The following is a 15,530-nucleotide window of genomic DNA, read 5'->3' as shown; positions in this document are numbered from 1 at the left end:
TGTCGCTACTGGACCTCCGATCACGACGATCTGCCCTAGATCGACGCGGGGCGGGGGTCGGTGGCGGGGGCGGGGGCGGGGGCGGGGGGAACGGTGGGGGTGGGGGTGGTGCGGGTTATGGCGCGGACCAGGGATGGGCCTCGGTAGATGAAGCCGGTGTAGAGCTGCACCAGGGCGGCGCCGGCGTCGAACATCCGTGCCGCGTCGTCCGGGTCCAGCACACCGCCGACCCCGATGATCGGTAGTCGGCCGCCGGTCTCCCGGTGCACGAAGGCGACCACCTCTCTCGCCCGGCCGGTGAGCGGCCGGCCGGAGAGGCCGCCGGCCTGAGCGCCGCGCTCGGCGTCCACCGGGGCGAGACCGTCCCGGGCCAGGGTGGTGTTGGTGGCGATCACCCCGGCCGCACCCCGGGCCAGGCAGACCTCCAGCAGCTCGGCGATCGCCGCCTCGGTCAGATCAGGGGCGATCTTGACCAGTACCGGCTTCTCCCCGACCAGCGCGGCGAGCAGCGCGTCCAGGTGCGCGCGGTCCTGCAACGAGCGCAGCCCCGGGGTGTTCGGTGAGGAGACGTTCACCGCGAAGTAGTCGCCGTGCCCGCGCAGCGCCCGGTACGAGGCGAGGTAGTCCTCGACCGCCTCGTCGAGCGGGGTCACCTTGGACTTGCCCAGCGAGATGCCCAGCGGTACGCCGATCGGGCGCGGCAGCGCGGCCAGCCGGGCGGCCAGCGCGGCGGCGCCGGCGTTGTTGAAGCCCATCCGGTTGACCACCGCCTCGCTGGCCGGCAGCCGGAACAGCCGCGGCCGGGGGTTGCCCGGCTGGGCGTGCGCGGTGACCGTGCCGACCTCGACGAAACCGAAGCCGAGCGCCGGCCAGGCCGGCAACGCCGCCCCGTCCTTGTCCATCCCGGCGGCCAAACCGACCGGGTTGGGGAACTCGACACCGAACACCGTGCGCGGCGCCCGGGCCGCGTACCGGGCACGCAGCGCCGCCAGTGCGGCCGGCCGCCGGGACAGCGCGGTCAACCGCCGCAACGTCCACTCGTGCGCCGCCTCCGCGTCCCCGTTCCCGATCCGGAACAGCCAGGGCCGCACCGCCCGCTCGAACAGGGTCACTGGGCGGCCCGGAGGGTGGCGTGCAGATCCTGGAGGGGACGGACCTGCATGTCGCCGCGGATCCTGGCCTCGATGCCCATCACCGCGGCGGCGGCACCGGGGACCGTGGTGATGCAGGGGATGTCCGCGGTGACCGCGGCGCTGCGGATCTCGTAGCCGTCCGAGCGGGCGCTGGCACCCGAACCCTGCGGCGTGTTGATCACCAGCGCCACGGCGCCGCCCAGGATCAGGGACACCGCGTCGTCCCCCTCGCCAGCCTGGTAGTGCTTGCGGATCTGCTCGCAGGCGATGCCGTGCCGGCGCAGCACCTCGGCCGTGCCGGTGGTCGCGACGATCTCGAAGCCGAGATCAGCCAGGCGCTTGATCGGGAAGATCATGCCGCGCTTGTCCCGGTTGGCCACCGAGACGAAGATCTTCCCGGCGGTCGGCAGCGAGCCGTACGCGGCCGACTGGCTCTTGGCGAAGGCGTGCCCGAAGTTGGTGTCGATGCCCATCACCTCGCCGGTCGACTTCATCTCCGGCCCGAGCAGCGAGTCGATCCCCTTGCCCGATCGGGTGCGGAAGCGCTTGAACGGCAGCACCGCCTCCTTCACCGCGATCGGCGCGTCGGCGGGCATCGTGCCGCCGTCCCCGTTGGCCGGGAGCAGACCCTCGGCGCGCAGCTCGGCGATGCTCGCCCCGAGCGCGATCCGGGCCGCCGCCTTGGCCAGCGGCACCGCGGTCGCCTTGGAGACGAACGGGACCGTCCGCGACGCCCGCGGGTTGGCCTCCAGCACGTAGAGCACGTCGTCCTTGAGCGCGTACTGCACGTTGAGCAGGCCGCGGACGCCGACACCGCGGGCGATCGCCTCGGTGTAACGGCGGACCTCGGCCAGGTGCGAACCGGCCAGCGTGATCGGCGGCAGCGCGCAGGACGAGTCGCCGGAGTGGATACCGGCCTCCTCGATGTGCTCCATCACCCCGCCGATGTAGACCTCGCCGTCGGCGTCGCACAGCGCGTCCACGTCGATCTCGATGGCGTCGTCGAGGAAGCGGTCCACCAGCACCGGGTGGTCCGGGGAGATGTCGGTGGCCCGTCCGATGTAGTCGCGCAGCGTCGGGTCGTCGTAGACGATCTCCATGCCCCGCCCGCCCAGCACGTACGACGGCCGGACCAGCACCGGGTAGCCGATCTCGTCGGCGATCGTCTTGGCCTCGTCGTAGGAGGTGGCCATGCCGTGCGCCGGCGCGCGCAGCCCGGCCCGGGCCAGCACCGCGCCGAACGCGCCCCGCTCCTCGGCCAGGTGGATCGACTCCGGGGAGGTGCCGACCACCGGCACCCCGGCGTTCTTGAGCCGCTGCGCCAGCCCCAGCGGGGTCTGCCCGCCCAGCTGCACGATCACACCGACCACGCCCGGCCCGCCGGCCGCCCGGCCGGAGGAGTCCTCGGCGTGCCAGACCTCCAGCACGTCCTCGAAGGTCAGCGGCTCGAAGTAGAGCCGGTCGGCGGTGTCGTAGTCGGTGGAGACCGTCTCCGGGTTGCAGTTGACCATGACCGTCTCGTAGCCGGTGCCCGCGGCACCGGGACCGGACGCGGCGGCTCCGCCGATCGGCGCGCTCCGCAGCGCCTGGACCGCGTGCACGCACGAGTAGTCGAACTCGATGCCCTGCCCGATTCGGTTCGGCCCGGAGCCCAGGATCAGCACCTTCGGCCGATCCGACGGCACGACCTCGGTCTCGGAGTCGTACGTCGAGTAGTGGTACGGGGTGGTCGCCTCGAACTCGGCCGCGCAGGTGTCCACGGTCTTGTAGACCGGGCGCACGTCGAGGCGGTGCCGCAGCGTTCGCACGCCGTCCTCGGCGGCCAGCTCCGGCCGCAGGGCGGCGAGCTGCCGGTCGGACAGGCCGGCCCGCTTGGCCCGGCGCAGCAGTTCGGCGTCGAGCACCGGTGCGTCCACGATCTCCGCGCGCAACTCGACCAGCGCGGCGATCTGGTCCAGGAACCACGGGTCGATCCCACCCGAGGCCGCGGTGACCTCGGCGATCGACGCGCCGAGGCGCAGCGCCCGCTCGACGGTGTACAGCCGGCCGTCGTGCGGGATCCGCAGCGCGGCGAGGGTGTTCTCCCTGGTGGCGCCGGCTGGGTCCGGCACCGTCCAGAAGCCGGCTTCCTTGGTCTCCATCGAGCGCATCGCCTTGTTCAGCGCCTCGCTGAAGTTGCGCCCGAGGCTCATCGCCTCGCCGACCGACTTCATCGTGGTGGTCAGCTCCGGGTCCGCGCCGGGGAACTTCTCGAACGCGAACCGGGGGATCTTCACCACCACGTAGTCCAGGGTCGGCTCGAACGCCGCCGGGGTCTTCAACGTGATGTCGTTGGGAATCTCGTCGAGGGTGTAGCCGATCGCCAGCTTGGCCGCGATTTTGGCGATCGGGAAGCCGGTCGCCTTGGACGCCAGTGCCGAGGACCGCGACACCCGGGGGTTCATCTCGATCACGACGATCCGGCCGTCGGCCGGGTTGACCGCGAACTGGATGTTGCAGCCGCCGGTGTCGACCCCGACCTCGCGCAGCACCGCGATGCCCAGGTCACGCAGGCGCTGGTACTCCCGGTCGGTGAGCGTCATGGCTGGGGCCACGGTGACGCTGTCGCCGGTGTGCACGCCCATCGGGTCGACGTTCTCGATCGAGCAGACCACCACCACGTTGTCGTGCCGGTCGCGCATCAGCTCGAGCTCGTACTCCTTCCAGCCGAGCACGCTCTCCTCGATGAGCACCTCGTGCACCGGGCTGGCGGACAGGCCGTCGCCGGCGATGCGGGCCAGGTCCTCCGGGGTGTGCGCCATACCGGAGCCCAGGCCGCCCATCGTGAACGACGGCCGGATCACCACCGGCAGGCCCAGCTCGGCGACGGTCGCCTCGACCTCGTCCATCGAGTGGCAGACCCGGGAGCGGGGCACCAGCGCGGCCGGGTCGTCGACGCCGAGGCGGACGCCGGCCTTGGCCACGATCTCCTTGAACAGTTGGCGGTCCTCGCCCCGGTTGATCGCGTCGATGTTCGCGCCGATCAGCTCCACGCCGTACTTGTCCAGCACGCCGGCCTCGTGCAGGGCGACCGCGGTGTTCAGCGCGGTCTGCCCGCCGAGGGTGGCCAGGATGGCGTCCGGGCGCTCCTTGGCGATGACCAGCTCCACGAATTCCGGGGTGATCGGCTCGACGTACGTGGCGTCGGCGAACTCCGGGTCGGTCATGATGGTCGCCGGGTTGGAGTTGACCAGGCTGACCCGGATCCCCTCGCTGCGCAGCACCCGGCAGGCCTGGGTGCCGGAGTAGTCGAACTCGCAGGCCTGCCCGATGACGATCGGACCGGAGCCGATCACCAGGATGTGCTTGAGATCGGTCCGCTTAGGCATTCGTGCGCCCCTCGCTGTGGGTCCGGCCCTCGATGAGCTCGGCGAAGCGGTCGAAGAGGTAGTCCGCGTCGTGCGGGCCGGCCGCCGCCTCCGGGTGGTACTGAACGGTGAAGGCGGGCACGTCCACGGCCCGCAGCCCCTCGACGACGTTGTCATTGAGGCAGACGTGTGACACCCGGACACCACCGAAGTCGGTGTCGATCACCTGATCGGGGACCACCGCGCCGTGCCCCGCGCCGGGCACCTCGACCGCGAAGCCGTGGTTGTGGCTGGTCACCTCGACCTTGCCGGTGACCCGGTCGAGCACCGGCTGGTTGATTCCCCGGTGGCCGTAGCCGAGCTTGTAGGTGCCGAAGCCGAGCGCCCGGCCGAGGATCTGGCTGCCGAAGCAGATGCCGAACAGCGGCACCCGCCGCTGCAGCGCCTCCCGGGCCAGCGCCACCGGCCCGTCGGCGGTGGCCGGGTCGCCGGGGCCGGGCGACAGGAAGATCGCGTCGGCGCCGGTGGCGAGCAGGTCGTCGATGTTCGACCCCGCCGGCAGCACGTGGGTGGTCACCCCGCGGGCGGCGAGCCGGCGCGGGACGTTGCGCTTGATACCGAGATCCAGCGCGGCCACGGTGAACCGGTGCTCGCCGACCGCCTCGACGACGTACGGCTCGGGGGTGGTCACCTCGGTGGAGAGGTCCGCGCCGACCATCTGCGGGGCCTGCCGGACCCGGGCCAGCAGGCTCTGCGGGTCGTTGTCCACGCTGGAGATGCCCACCCGCATGGCGCCCCGCTCGCGCAGGTGCCGGGTCAGCGCGCGGGTGTCCACCCCGCTGATGCCGACCACGCCCTCGGTGGCGAGCCGGTCCTCGAGGCTGCCGGTGGCCCGCCAGTTCGAGCCGATGCGGGCCGGGTCGCGCACCACGTACCCGGCCACCCAGATGCGACCGGACTCGTCGTCCTCGCCGTTGACGCCCGTGTTGCCGATGTGCGGCGCGGTCTGCACCACCACCTGCCGGTGGTAGGACGGGTCGGTGAGGGTCTCCTGGTAGCCGGTCATGCCGGTGGTGAAGACCGCCTCGCCGAACGTCTCCCCGACGCTGCCGTACGCCTCGCCGGGGAACGTGCGCCCGTCCTCGAGCACGAGGATCGCGGGCCTGCGCTTGGCCATTACTTGACTGCCTTTCCGTCCAGGACCGTCGGCTCGCCACGCAGGAAGGTCGCCACGATGCGACCCGGCAGCGTCATGCGGGCGTACGGGGTGTTGCGACTGCGACTGGCCAGCTCCGCCGGCTCGATGGTGCGGCGGGCGGCCGGGTCGATCAGGGTCAGGTTGGCCGGCACACCGGGCGCCGGGTCGACGCCATGCCCGGCCAGCCCGGCGATCCGGGCCGGGACGCGGGACATCCGCTCGGCGATCAGATCCCACTGCGGGCCGAGCACGTCCAGCGCGATGGAGAGCGCCGTCTCCAGGCCGAGCATCCCCGGCCGGGCGTACGCCCACTCGCACTCCTTGTCCTCCACGGCGTGCGGGGCGTGGTCGGTGGCGATCACGTCGAGCACCCCGTCGGCGAGCGCGGCACGCAGGGCGGCGACGTCCGCGGCGGTGCGCAGCGGCGGGTTGACCTTGAAGACCGGGTCGTAGGTCTCCGCCCGCTCGTCGGTGAGCAGCAGGTGGTGCGGGGTGACCTCGGCGGTGACCCGCACCCCGCGCGCCTTGGCGTGGCGCAGCACCTCGACGCTGCCGGCCGTGGAGACGTGGCAGACGTGCAGCCGGCTGCCCACGTGCTCGGCGAGCAGCACGTCCCGGGCGATGATCGCCTCCTCGGCGACGGCCGGCCACCCGATCAGCCCGAGCCGGGTGGAGACCTCACCCTCGTGCATCTGGGCGCCCTCGGTGAGCCGGGGCTCCTCGGCGTGCTGGGCGATAATCCCGTCGAACGCCTTGACGTACTCCAGGGCCCGGCGCATCAGCTTCGGGTCGGCGACGCAGTGCCCGTCGTCGGAGAAGATCCGCACCCGGGCCGCGGAGTCGGCCATCGCGCCGAGTTCGGCGAGGCGCTCGCCGGCCAGCCCGACGGTGACGGCGCCGATCGGCTGCACGTCGACCAGCCCGGCCTCTCGGCCGAGCCGCCAGACCTGCTCGACCACGCCGGCGGTGTCCGCGACCGGGGAGGTGTTGGCCATCGCGCAGACCGCGGTGTAGCCGCCCAGCGCCGCCGCCCGGGAACCGGACTCGACGGTCTCGGCGTCCTCCCGGCCGGGCTCGCGCAGGTGGGTGTGCAGGTCGACAAGGCCGGGCAGGGCGACCAGCCCGGTGCCGTCGACGACGGTGGCGTCCGGCGCGGACAGTCCCGGGCCGACCTCGGCGACCACACCGTCGCGGATCAGCAGGTCGGTCGGTGCGGCGCCGACGACGCTCACGCTGGTGATCAGGTACGCGGTCACCGGTTGTTCCCTCCGAGCAGCAGGTAAAGAACAGCCATCCGCACGGAGACCCCGTTGGTGACCTGTTCGACGATGGTGGAGCGGGGCGAGTCGGCCACCTCGGGGGTGATCTCCATCCCCCGGTTCATGGGACCGGGGTGCATGACGATCGCGTGCTCGGGCAGCCGGCGCATCCGCGGCCCGTCCAGGCCGTAGCGGCGGGCGTACTCGCGGGCCGAAGGGAAGTAGGAGTCGTTCATCCGCTCCCGCTGCACCCGCAGCATCATCACCACGTCCACGTTGGGCAGCACGGAGTCGAGGTCGTAGGAGACGTCGGTGCCGGGGGCGAGCGCCGCGGCGATGTCCACCGGGATGAGGGTGGGCGGGCCGACCAGGGTGACCTTGGCGCCGAGGGTGGAAAGCAGTAGCACGTTGGAGCGGGCCACCCGGGAGTGCAGCACGTCCCCGACCACCGCGACCGACAGGCCGGCCAGCCGGCCCAGCCGGGACCGCATGGTGTACGCGTCCAGCAACGCCTGGGTGGGGTGCTCGTGGGTGCCGTCACCGGCGTTGACCACCGACCCGTCCACCCAGTTCGCCAGCCGGTGCGGCGCGCCGGAGGCGGGGTGCCGGACGACCACCGCGTCGGCACCCATGGCCTGCAGGGTCAGCGCGGTGTCCTTCAGGCTCTCGCCCTTGGTGACGCTGGAACCCTTCGCGGAAAAGTTGATCACGTCGGCGCTGAGCCGCTTCGCGGCCGCCTCGAAGGAGATCCGGGTGCGGGTCGAGTCCTCGTAGAAGAGGTTCACCACCGTCCGGCCGCGCAGCGCGGGCAGCTTCTTGATCTCGCGGCCGGCGACCGTGGCCATCTCGGCGGCGGTGTCCAGGATCTCGGTGGCGGTGTCGGCGTCCAGGTCCGCGCCGGAGAGCAGGTGCTTGATCATGAGGTGGTCCCCCCGTACAACTTGACCTCGTCCGTCCCGTCGGTCTCGGCGAGCGTCACCTTGACGCTCTCGGCGAGCGAGGTCGGGATGTTCTTGCCGACGTAGTCGGCGCGGATCGGCAGCTCCCGGTGGCCGCGGTCGACCAGGACGGCGAGCTGCACGGACGCCGGACGGCCCAGGTCGTTGAGCGCGTCGAGCGCGGCCCGGACGGTGCGGCCGGAGAAGAGCACGTCGTCGACGAGGATGACCCGCTTGCCGTCGATGCCGCCGGGCGGCAGCTCGGTCGGGCCGACCGCGCGGGTGGCGTGCCGGCGCAGGTCGTCGCGGTACAGGGTGATGTCGAGCACACCGACCGGGACGGCGACGTCCTCGAAGGTGCTGATCCGGGCGGCGAGCCGCCGGGCGAGGGGGGCGCCCCGGGTGGGAATCCCCAGCAGCACCGTCTCGGCGGCGCCCTGGGTCTTCTCCAGGATCTGGTGGGCGATGCGGTCGACCACGCGTTGCACGTCGGCGCTGGCGAGGATCACCTTCACCGAGGGTTGTCGCGGTGGTGACGAGCGGGCAGCCGGTGGGTATGCCACGGCGGACCTCCTTCCCCGCCTCACGGGACGGGTCGTTAAAGGATGTCGGGCACCTCCGGCCGATCCGCGGGCGGACCTGGGCCGGGGCTTCACGCCACGTTACCAGTGGTCACCGGGCCGATGGACGGCGGCCGCTGACCAGCGGATCAGCCCGACGAAATGGGGATAACTCCCCCGGTGCTCCCCAACGGTAGGGTCACGACCACTTGACCAGGTGTCGCATTCCCCGTACCGTCACGCTCCGTAGCGATCGACGGGAGAACCCCGAGCAGCACTGGGAGTGTCCGAATGCCCTCTGAATACGCCAAGTCTCTGGGCGCCCGCCTGCGCTCCATCCGCCAACAGCAGGGTCTCTCCCTGCAGGGCGTGGAGGAGAAGTCGAACGGGCGGTGGAAGGCCGTGGTGGTCGGGTCGTACGAGCGCGGCGACCGTGCCGTGACGGTGTCCCGCCTGGCCGAGCTTGCCGAGTTCTACCGTGTCCCCGTCTCGGAGCTGCTGCCCGACGGCAGCGGGGTCCGTCACGAGCCCACCAGCAAGATTGTCCTGGACCTGGAGCGGCTCTACGACGAGGCCTCCGAGGACCTGGCCTACGTCGCCCGCTACGCCCGCGCCATCCAGCAGCAGCGCGGCGACTACAACGGTCGGGTGCTCTCCATCCGCGCCGACGACCTGCGGGCGCTCGCGATCGTCTACGACGCCTCGCCGTCGGGTCTGATCGAGCGGCTCACCGAGCACGGTGTGCTGGTCGCCGACCCCCGGGCGTTCTTCGCCTCCTGAACCACCGAACCACCGAAAGGGCCCGTGCCATCCGGCACGGGCCCTTTTCGTGGTACGGGCGCTGAGCGGATGCGCTCAGCGGGTGGCGTACTCGGCGATCCGGCCGAGGATGCCGTTGAGGAAGCGCGGCGAGTCGTCGGTGGACATCTGACGGGCCAGCTCCACAGCCTCGCTGATCGCCACCGCGTCGTCGATCTCGTCGACGTAGAGCAACTCGTAGACCGCGATCCGGGCCAGGTTGCGGTCCACCACCGGCATCCGCTCCAGCGTCCAGCCCTCGGCGTAGCTGGCGATCAGCTCGTCGATCCGGTTGAGGTGCTCGGCGACCCCCTCGACCAGGCCCACCGCGTAGCCCAGGTGCTCCGGTCGGGGCTGCTCGATCCGCTGCACGTAGCCGGCGAGCACCTCGACCGGGGGCCGGTCCCGAAGGTCGGCCTCGTAGAGGACGTCCAGCGCCCGCTTGCGCGCCTTGCGGCGCGCCGGCATCTGCTGCTTGGGACCCTCCGCCATCAGGAGCGGCCGAGGTAACGGCCGTCGCGCGTGTCGACCTTGATCTTCTCGCCGGTGGTGATGAACAGCGGCACCTGCACGGTCGCGCCGGTCTCGACGGTGGCCGGCTTGTTGCCGCCGGTCGACCGGTCGCCCTGCAGACCCGGCTCGGTGTAGGTGACCTCCAGCACCACGCTGGTGGGCAGCTCGATGTAGAGCGGGACGCCCTCGTGCGTGGCGACGGTCGCCTCGGCCTCGGGGAGGAGGTAGTTGGCCGCCTCGCCGACCGTGCCGCCGGGGACGGTGATCTGGTCGAAAGTCTCCAGATCCATGAAGACGTAGTCCTCGCCGTCGGCGTACAGGTACTGCATCGTGCGCTTGTCCACGGTCGCGGTCTCGACCTTGGTGCCCGCGTTGAAGGTCTTGTCGACCACCTTCCCGGACAGCACGTTCTTCAGCGTGGTGCGCACGAACGCACCACCCTTACCGGGCTTGACGTGCTGGAACTCGACGACAGCCCAGAGCTCGCCGTCGAGGTTGAGTACCAGGCCGTTTTTGAGGTCGTTGGTGGAGGCCATTTCCTGCCTTGATCATCAATTGGCGGACAGACCCTCAGAGTCTACTAGCTGCGTCGAATCGTCCGGCCCCCGCTCGGGACGCTGCCTCAGCGGGCGGCCAGGTGGTGCAGGGCGAGTCGGTAACCGTCGATGCCGAGCCCGCAGATCACCCCGGTCGCCACCGCGGAGATCACCGAGTGGTGCCGGAACTCCTCGCGGGCGTGGATGTTGGAGATGTGCACCTCGACCAACGGCCCGCGCAGCATGGCGCAGGCGTCCCGCACGGCGTACGAGTAGTGCGACCAGGCGGCCGGGTTGAGCACCACCGCGGCGCCCTCGTCGGCGGCGGCGTGCAGCCAGCCGAGCAGCTCGTGCTCGGCGTCGGTCTGCCGGACCGTCACGTCGAGCCCCAGCTCCCGGCCGGTCCGCTCGCAGAGCGCCACCAGGTCGGCGTAGCTGGTCGCGCCGTACACCGCGGGCTCGCGGGTGCCCAGCCGGCCCAGGTTCGGCCCGTTCAACACGTACACCTTCACCCGGTGGCCACCTCCCGGTAGGCGGCTTCGAGCAGCGCGTCGTCCGGGCCCTCGAGCATCGCCGGGCGGGCCAGCCCGTCCAGCACCACGAACCGCAGCCGGCTGCCCCGGGCCTTCTTGTCCACCCGCATCACGGCCAGCAACTGCGACCAGGCGTCGGCCGGGTAGCTCACCGGCAGGCCGAGCGCGGCCAGGACGACCCGGTGCCGGTCGGCGGTCGGCCCGTCCAGCCGGCCGGCGAGCCGGGCCAGCGCGGCGGCGTACACCAGGCCGACGGCGACGGCATGGCCGTGCCGCCAGCGGTAGCCCTCGACCTGCTCGATCGCGTGCGCCAGCGTGTGGCCGTAGTTGAGCACCTCCCGCAGGCCCGACTCCCGCAGGTCACCGGAGACCACGTCGGCCTTGACCCGGATCGCCCGCTCGATCAGCTCCCGGGTGACCGCACCGCGCGGGTCGGTGGCAGCCGCCGGCTCACGCTCGACCAGATCCAGGATCGCCGGATCGGCGATGAATCCGCACTTGACCACCTCGGCCAGCCCGGCCGCCAGGTCGACCGCGGGCAGGCTGTCCAGGGTGGCCAGGTCGGCCAGCATGCCGACCGGCGGGTGGAACGAGCCCACCAGGTTCTTGCCGGCGGCGGTGTTGATGCCGGTCTTGCCGCCGACCGCGGCGTCCACCATGCCCAGCAGTGAGGTGGCCACCGGCACCCAGCGCACCCCGCGCAGCCAGCAGGCCGCCACGAACCCGGCCAGGTCGGTCACCGCGCCGCCGCCGACACCGACCACCGCATCGGTACGGGTGAAGCCGGCCGCGCCGAGCCGGTCCCAGCAGGCGGCGGCCACGTCGATCTGCTTGCCCGCCTCGGCGTCGGGCACCTCGATCGGCAGCGGCTCGACGCCGGCCGCGCGCAGCCGCTCGCCGAGCGCGTCGGCGAGCCCCTTGAGCGGAGGCGCGTGCAGCACCGCCGCCCGGGTCGCGCCGGGCAGCAGCCCGGGCAGCGTGTCCAACAGGTCGCGTCCGACCAGCACGTCGTACGGCCGTTCGCCGCCGACCGGGATCCGGGTCACCTCGTCCATCGCCGGCAGCCTAGTCCAGCGGGCGGCGCGGTGACAGTGTCTGCCCACCTGCTGGCCGGGCGGCCCAGTCCGCCAGCAGGCGCGCGTGCTCGGCCACCGCGGTGCGCAAAGCGTCCGGGTGCCGCACGGTGAACGCGCAGCCCAGCCCGGCGAGCAGCGCGGCCATACCGGGCAGGCTCTCCACCCGGGCCCGCAGCAGCACCCCGTCGGTGGTGTCGGTCAGCTCGGCCACGCTGGGCGGGACGCGACGTCGGGCGGCGACCAGGTCGATCTCCAGCAGCACCTCGACCTCGTGCGTGTAGGGCACGCCGGCCAGCGACCGGGTCACCCGGGCCACCGGGTCGAAGCCGTCCGGCACGGTGAACGTCGCCACGCCGGGCGTCACGGCGTCGATCCGGTCCAGCCGGAAGGTGCGGACCTCCCCGCGCCGGTGGTCGTGGCCGGTGACGTACCAGCGGCCGGCGTGGAAGACCAGCCCGTACGGGTCGAGCTCACGGTGCGACTGCTCACCCCGCCAGGAGCGGTAGTCCAGCGCCACCCGCTGCCGGTGCCGGGCTGCCGCGGCCAGGGTGAGCAGGGTGCCGGACGCCGGGCCGCGCTCCGGCTCCGTGCGCCGCAGGGTGAAGCCGAGGTGTTCCTGCACGGCGGTCAGCCGGTCGGCGAGCGCCGCCGGCAGCACCCGGCGGATCTTCGCCAGCGCGGTGGCGGTGGCCGGCAGCTCGGTGGCCAGCCCGACCCGTTCGGCGACGACCAGGCCGAGCAGCACGGCCACCGCCTCGTCGTCGGTGAGCATCAGCGGCGGCAGCTTGTACCCGGGGTGCAGCCGGTAGCCGCCGTATCGGCCCCGGTCGGCGATGACGGGGATGCCCAGCTCGACGAGGGTGGCCGCGTACCGGCGCACGGTCCGCTCGTCGACGCCGAGCCGGCCCGCGAGCTCGACGGCCGTCGACCGGTGCCGGGTCTGCAGTAGTTCGAGCAGGGCCAGCACGCGGCCGGCGGAATGTGACACGGACCACTCCTCAAAACCGGGCGGTTTCTGTCCGGTTTCGATCGTACGGTCATCCGGTAACCGAGAGAAGGAGCTACAGATGGCGACGTTCGTGCTGGTTCCGGGGTTCTGGTTGGGTGCCTGGGCGTGGCGGGAGGTGACCTCGACGCTGCGAGCGCAGGGGCACGAGGTGTACCCGATGACGCTGACCGGGCTGGCCGAGCGGGACCACCTGGCCGGGCCGGAGGTCGGCCTGGAGACGCACACCGCCGACATCGTCCGGCTGATCGAGGTCGAGGACCTGCGCGAGGTGCTGCTGGTCGGGCACTCCGGCGGCGGAATGCCGGTCGCCCAGGCGGCGGACCGCATCCCGGACCGGATCGCCCGGGTGGTCTACGTGGAGAGCGGGCCGCTGCCGGACGGCGTCGCGCAGTTCGACACCGTGCCGCCGGAGGAGCAGGAGCACCTTCGGGCCGCGATCGGCACCGGCCACCTGCTGCCACCACCGGCCTTCGACCAGGCTGCCGACCCGACCAACCTGGCCGGGCTGGACGAACAGACGCTCGCCCTGCTGCGCGCCCGGGCCACCCCGCAGCCGCTGCGGGCCGCCACCGACCCGGTGCGACGCACCGGCGGTCGCCCGGTCCCGACCGCGCTGGTCGCCAGCACCTTCCCGCTAGCGATGGTGCGGCAGATGATCGACGAGGGGCACCCGTTCTTCACCGGGTTGGCCGGTGGCCAGCTGTTCGAGCTGCCGACCGGGCACTGGCCGATGCTCAGCGAGCCGAAGGCACTGGCCGACGTGCTCGACGCCGCCGCCCGAGGCTGAGAAAGGCCCACCGGCTTCGGCGGCCGTCCACAACGTCGTCGACGACCGCCCCGCCCGCCGCCCGGCCGGTATCTCACCGGCCGGGCCGGCGTCAGCGGGGCAGCAGCGCGACGATCTCGGCGACGATCTCCTCCGGGGCCCGACCGTCGGTGGCCACCGTCGCGGTGGCCACCTCGGCGTAGAGCGGCCGGCGCTGGTCCATCAGGTGCTTGAGGGTGGCCCGCGGGTTGATCGCCAGCAGCGGGCGGCCGGCGCCCAGCCCGACCCGCTTCACCGCGTCGGGCAGCTCGACCGAGAGGTGCACCACCCGGTGCCCGACCAGGGCGGCCCGGGTCTCCTCGGCCAGCACCGCGCCGCCGCCGAGGGCGAGCACCCCCGGGCTGGCAGCCAGCGCCGCGGCCACCGCGGCCCGTTCGAGGGTACGGAAGTGCGCCTCACCCTCGTCGATGAAGATCTCCGGGATGGGCTTGCCGGCCATCCGCTCGATGTCGGTGTCCGTGTCGCGGAACTCTACCCCGAGTGCCGTGGCGAGCGCCTCCCCCACGGTGCTCTTGCCACAGCCGGGCGCCCCGACCAGGACGACGACCGGCGCCATCAGCGGATGACCAGGGCGTCGAGGTAGCCGGCCACGTTGCGGCGGATCTCGGCGACCGAGTCCCCGCCGAACTTCTCGGTGGCCGCCTCGGCCAGCACCAGCGCGACCATCGCCTCGGCGACCACCGCGGCGGCGGGCACCGCGCAGACGTCCGAACGCTGGTTGATCGCCGTGGCTGGCTCGCCGGTCGTGACGTCCACAGTGGCCAGGGCACGGTTCAGCGACGAGATCGGCTTCATCGCGGCACGGACCCGCAGCGGCTCACCGGTGGTGATGCCACCCTCGAGCCCGCCGGCCCGGTCGGTGACCCGGCGGACGCCGGTCGCCGACGGGATGATCTCGTCGTGCGCCTCGGAGCCACGGGACCGCGCCTGCTGCCAGCCGTCACCGATCTCCACGCCCTTGATCGCCTGGATCGACATCAGCGCGGTGGCCAGCCGCGCGTCGAGTTTGCGGTCCCACTGCACGTGGCTGCCCAGCCCCGGCGGCACCCCGTACGCCAGCACCTCGACCACGCCGCCGAGGGTGTCCGCCGCCTTCTTCGCGGCGTCGACCTCGGCGACCATCAGGGCGCTGGCCTCCGGGTCGAGGCAGCGCAGCGGGTCGGCGTCGATCCGGGCGGCGTCCCGCGGGCTCGGGCGCAGACCGGACTTCGCGGCGACCGGACCCAGCTCGACGACGTGCGAGACGATCTCGATGCCGAGCGCCTGCCGGATCAGCGCCTTGGCTACCGTGCCGACGGCCACCCGGGCGGCGGTCTCCCGGGCGCTGGCCCGCTCCAGGATCGGCCGGGCGTCGGTGTGACCGTACTTCTGCATTCCGGCCAGGTCGGCGTGGCCCGGCCGGGGGCGGGTCAGCGGTGCGTTGCGGGCCTGCCGGGCGAGCTCGTCGGGGTCCACCGGGTCGGCGGCCATCACCGTGCGCCACTTCGGCCACTCGGAGTTGCCCACCCGGATCGCCACCGGGCTGCCGAGGGTGACGCCGTGCCGCAGGCCGCCGAGCACCTCGACCTCGTCCCGCTCGAACGACATCCGGGCGCCACGGCCATAGCCCAGACGCCGGCGGGCCAGCTCGTCGGCGATCTCGGTGGTGCTCACCTCGATGCCGGCCGGCACCCCCTCCAGCAGCGCGACAAGGGCGGGACCGTGCGATTCACCTGCAGTCAACCAGCGCAACACAGCGGTCAGTGTGTCACGCCGGGTCATTGCCCCGGTGCGGTGCCCGCCGCGTCCCGTCCTACGGACGCCG

Annotated in this window: 15 protein-coding genes; 2 read left to right on the top strand and 13 right to left on the bottom strand. The window is 72.6% G+C overall.

The window, feature by feature from the left end:
• Window positions 1-35: 35 nt before the first annotated feature.
• Genes BUS84_RS34815 through pyrR form a run of 6 tightly spaced genes read right to left on the bottom strand, consistent with a single transcriptional unit; the run spans window position 36 to window position 8,438 of the window.
• Window positions 36-1,112, bottom strand: a complete 1,077-nt coding sequence (locus BUS84_RS34815; protein WP_244298823.1) for a quinone-dependent dihydroorotate dehydrogenase — start codon at window positions 1,110-1,112, stop codon at window positions 36-38.
• Entirely contained in the window at window positions 1,109-4,501 is a 3,393-nt protein-coding gene (carB, locus tag BUS84_RS34810) for a carbamoyl-phosphate synthase large subunit (RefSeq protein WP_074318573.1), read from the bottom strand. Before carB ends, BUS84_RS34815 begins: the two co-directional genes overlap by 4 nt.
• Window positions 4,494-5,657 carry a glutamine-hydrolyzing carbamoyl-phosphate synthase small subunit gene (carA, locus tag BUS84_RS34805; protein ID WP_074318572.1) on the bottom strand — a complete coding sequence of 388 codons (1,164 nt, stop codon included), beginning with the start codon at window positions 5,655-5,657 and terminating at the stop codon, window positions 4,494-4,496. The genes carB and carA overlap by 8 nt, the downstream gene beginning before the upstream one ends.
• Window positions 5,657-6,934 carry a dihydroorotase gene (locus tag BUS84_RS34800; protein WP_074318571.1) on the bottom strand — a complete coding sequence of 426 codons (1,278 nt, stop codon included), beginning with the start codon at window positions 6,932-6,934 and terminating at the stop codon, window positions 5,657-5,659. The genes carA and BUS84_RS34800 overlap by 1 nt, the downstream gene beginning before the upstream one ends.
• The gene (locus BUS84_RS34795) at window positions 6,931-7,857 is read right to left on the bottom strand and encodes an aspartate carbamoyltransferase catalytic subunit (protein WP_074318570.1); all 927 of its coding nucleotides are present in this window, start codon (window positions 7,855-7,857) and stop codon (window positions 6,931-6,933) included. The genes BUS84_RS34800 and BUS84_RS34795 overlap by 4 nt, the downstream gene beginning before the upstream one ends.
• A complete protein-coding gene (gene pyrR, locus BUS84_RS34790) occupies window positions 7,854-8,438 on the bottom strand; it encodes a bifunctional pyr operon transcriptional regulator/uracil phosphoribosyltransferase PyrR (RefSeq protein WP_074318569.1) in 585 nt (194 codons plus the stop codon). The genes BUS84_RS34795 and pyrR overlap by 4 nt, the downstream gene beginning before the upstream one ends.
• 288 nt (window positions 8,439-8,726) lie before the next feature.
• Between pyrR and bldD the strand changes: the two genes are divergently transcribed.
• Entirely contained in the window at window positions 8,727-9,215 is a 489-nt protein-coding gene (gene bldD, locus BUS84_RS34785; RefSeq protein ID WP_007458348.1) for a transcriptional regulator BldD, read from the top strand.
• 75 nt (window positions 9,216-9,290) lie between these two features.
• Here the strand turns inward: bldD and nusB are convergent, their stop codons facing one another.
• From nusB to BUS84_RS34760, 5 genes are all read right to left on the bottom strand, one after another.
• Window positions 9,291-9,701: a transcription antitermination factor NusB gene (nusB, locus tag BUS84_RS34780; RefSeq protein WP_172899150.1), complete on the bottom strand. Its 411-nt coding sequence runs from the start codon at window positions 9,699-9,701 to the stop codon at window positions 9,291-9,293.
• Between the two features lie 23 nt (window positions 9,702-9,724).
• Complete coding sequence (efp, locus tag BUS84_RS34775; protein ID WP_074318567.1) at window positions 9,725-10,282, bottom strand: elongation factor P; 558 nt, start codon at window positions 10,280-10,282, stop codon at window positions 9,725-9,727.
• Window positions 10,283-10,368: 86 nt separating this feature from the next.
• Complete coding sequence (aroQ, locus tag BUS84_RS34770) at window positions 10,369-10,794, bottom strand: type II 3-dehydroquinate dehydratase (protein ID WP_074318566.1); 426 nt, start codon at window positions 10,792-10,794, stop codon at window positions 10,369-10,371.
• Window positions 10,791-11,870 (bottom strand): 3-dehydroquinate synthase, encoded by a 1,080-nt coding sequence (gene aroB / locus BUS84_RS34765; protein WP_074318565.1) that lies wholly within the window; start codon window positions 11,868-11,870, stop codon window positions 10,791-10,793. The genes aroQ and aroB overlap by 4 nt, the downstream gene beginning before the upstream one ends.
• Before the next feature lie 10 nt (window positions 11,871-11,880).
• Window positions 11,881-12,879: a helix-turn-helix transcriptional regulator gene (locus tag BUS84_RS34760; protein WP_074318564.1), complete on the bottom strand. Its 999-nt coding sequence runs from the start codon at window positions 12,877-12,879 to the stop codon at window positions 11,881-11,883.
• Between the two features lie 79 nt (window positions 12,880-12,958).
• Between BUS84_RS34760 and BUS84_RS34755 the strand changes: the two genes are divergently transcribed.
• The gene (locus BUS84_RS34755) at window positions 12,959-13,687 is read left to right on the top strand and encodes an alpha/beta fold hydrolase (RefSeq protein ID WP_074318563.1); all 729 of its coding nucleotides are present in this window, start codon (window positions 12,959-12,961) and stop codon (window positions 13,685-13,687) included.
• Window positions 13,688-13,778: 91 nt separating this feature from the next.
• Here BUS84_RS34755 and BUS84_RS34750 read toward each other — a convergent pair whose 3' ends face one another.
• Window positions 13,779-14,282, bottom strand: coding sequence for a shikimate kinase (locus BUS84_RS34750; RefSeq protein WP_074318562.1), 504 nt, complete (start codon window positions 14,280-14,282; stop codon window positions 13,779-13,781).
• Complete coding sequence (gene aroC, locus BUS84_RS34745) at window positions 14,282-15,460, bottom strand: chorismate synthase (protein ID WP_074319343.1); 1,179 nt, start codon at window positions 15,458-15,460, stop codon at window positions 14,282-14,284. The genes BUS84_RS34750 and aroC overlap by 1 nt, the downstream gene beginning before the upstream one ends.
• Window positions 15,461-15,530 lie beyond the last annotated feature (70 nt).

This window comes from Micromonospora cremea, from assembly GCF_900143515.1.
Taxonomy (GTDB): domain Bacteria; phylum Actinomycetota; class Actinomycetes; order Mycobacteriales; family Micromonosporaceae; genus Micromonospora; species Micromonospora cremea.
Note: the sequence above shows the minus strand (reverse complement) of the source record. Positions and strands in the feature narration are given on the sequence as shown.

What these genes read in the sequence shown, in the direction of transcription:
- carB (WP_074318573.1), bottom strand. Translation starts at nt 4,501, where the DNA reads ATGCCTAAGCGGACCGATCTCAAGCACATCCTGGTGATCGGCTCCGGT.
- carA (WP_074318572.1), bottom strand. Translation starts at nt 5,657, where the DNA reads ATGGCCAAGCGCAGGCCCGCGATCCTCGTGCTCGAGGACGGGCGCACG.
- BUS84_RS34795 (WP_074318570.1), bottom strand. Translation starts at nt 7,857, where the DNA reads ATGATCAAGCACCTGCTCTCCGGCGCGGACCTGGACGCCGACACCGCC.
- bldD (WP_007458348.1), top strand. Translation starts at nt 8,727, where the DNA reads ATGCCCTCTGAATACGCCAAGTCTCTGGGCGCCCGCCTGCGCTCCATC.
- nusB (WP_172899150.1), bottom strand. Translation starts at nt 9,701, where the DNA reads ATGCCGGCGCGCCGCAAGGCGCGCAAGCGGGCGCTGGACGTCCTCTAC.
- efp (WP_074318567.1), bottom strand. Translation starts at nt 10,282, where the DNA reads ATGGCCTCCACCAACGACCTCAAAAACGGCCTGGTACTCAACCTCGAC.
- aroB (WP_074318565.1), bottom strand. Translation starts at nt 11,870, where the DNA reads ATGGACGAGGTGACCCGGATCCCGGTCGGCGGCGAACGGCCGTACGAC.
- BUS84_RS34755 (WP_074318563.1), top strand. Translation starts at nt 12,959, where the DNA reads ATGGCGACGTTCGTGCTGGTTCCGGGGTTCTGGTTGGGTGCCTGGGCG.
- BUS84_RS34750 (WP_074318562.1), bottom strand. Translation starts at nt 14,282, where the DNA reads ATGGCGCCGGTCGTCGTCCTGGTCGGGGCGCCCGGCTGTGGCAAGAGC.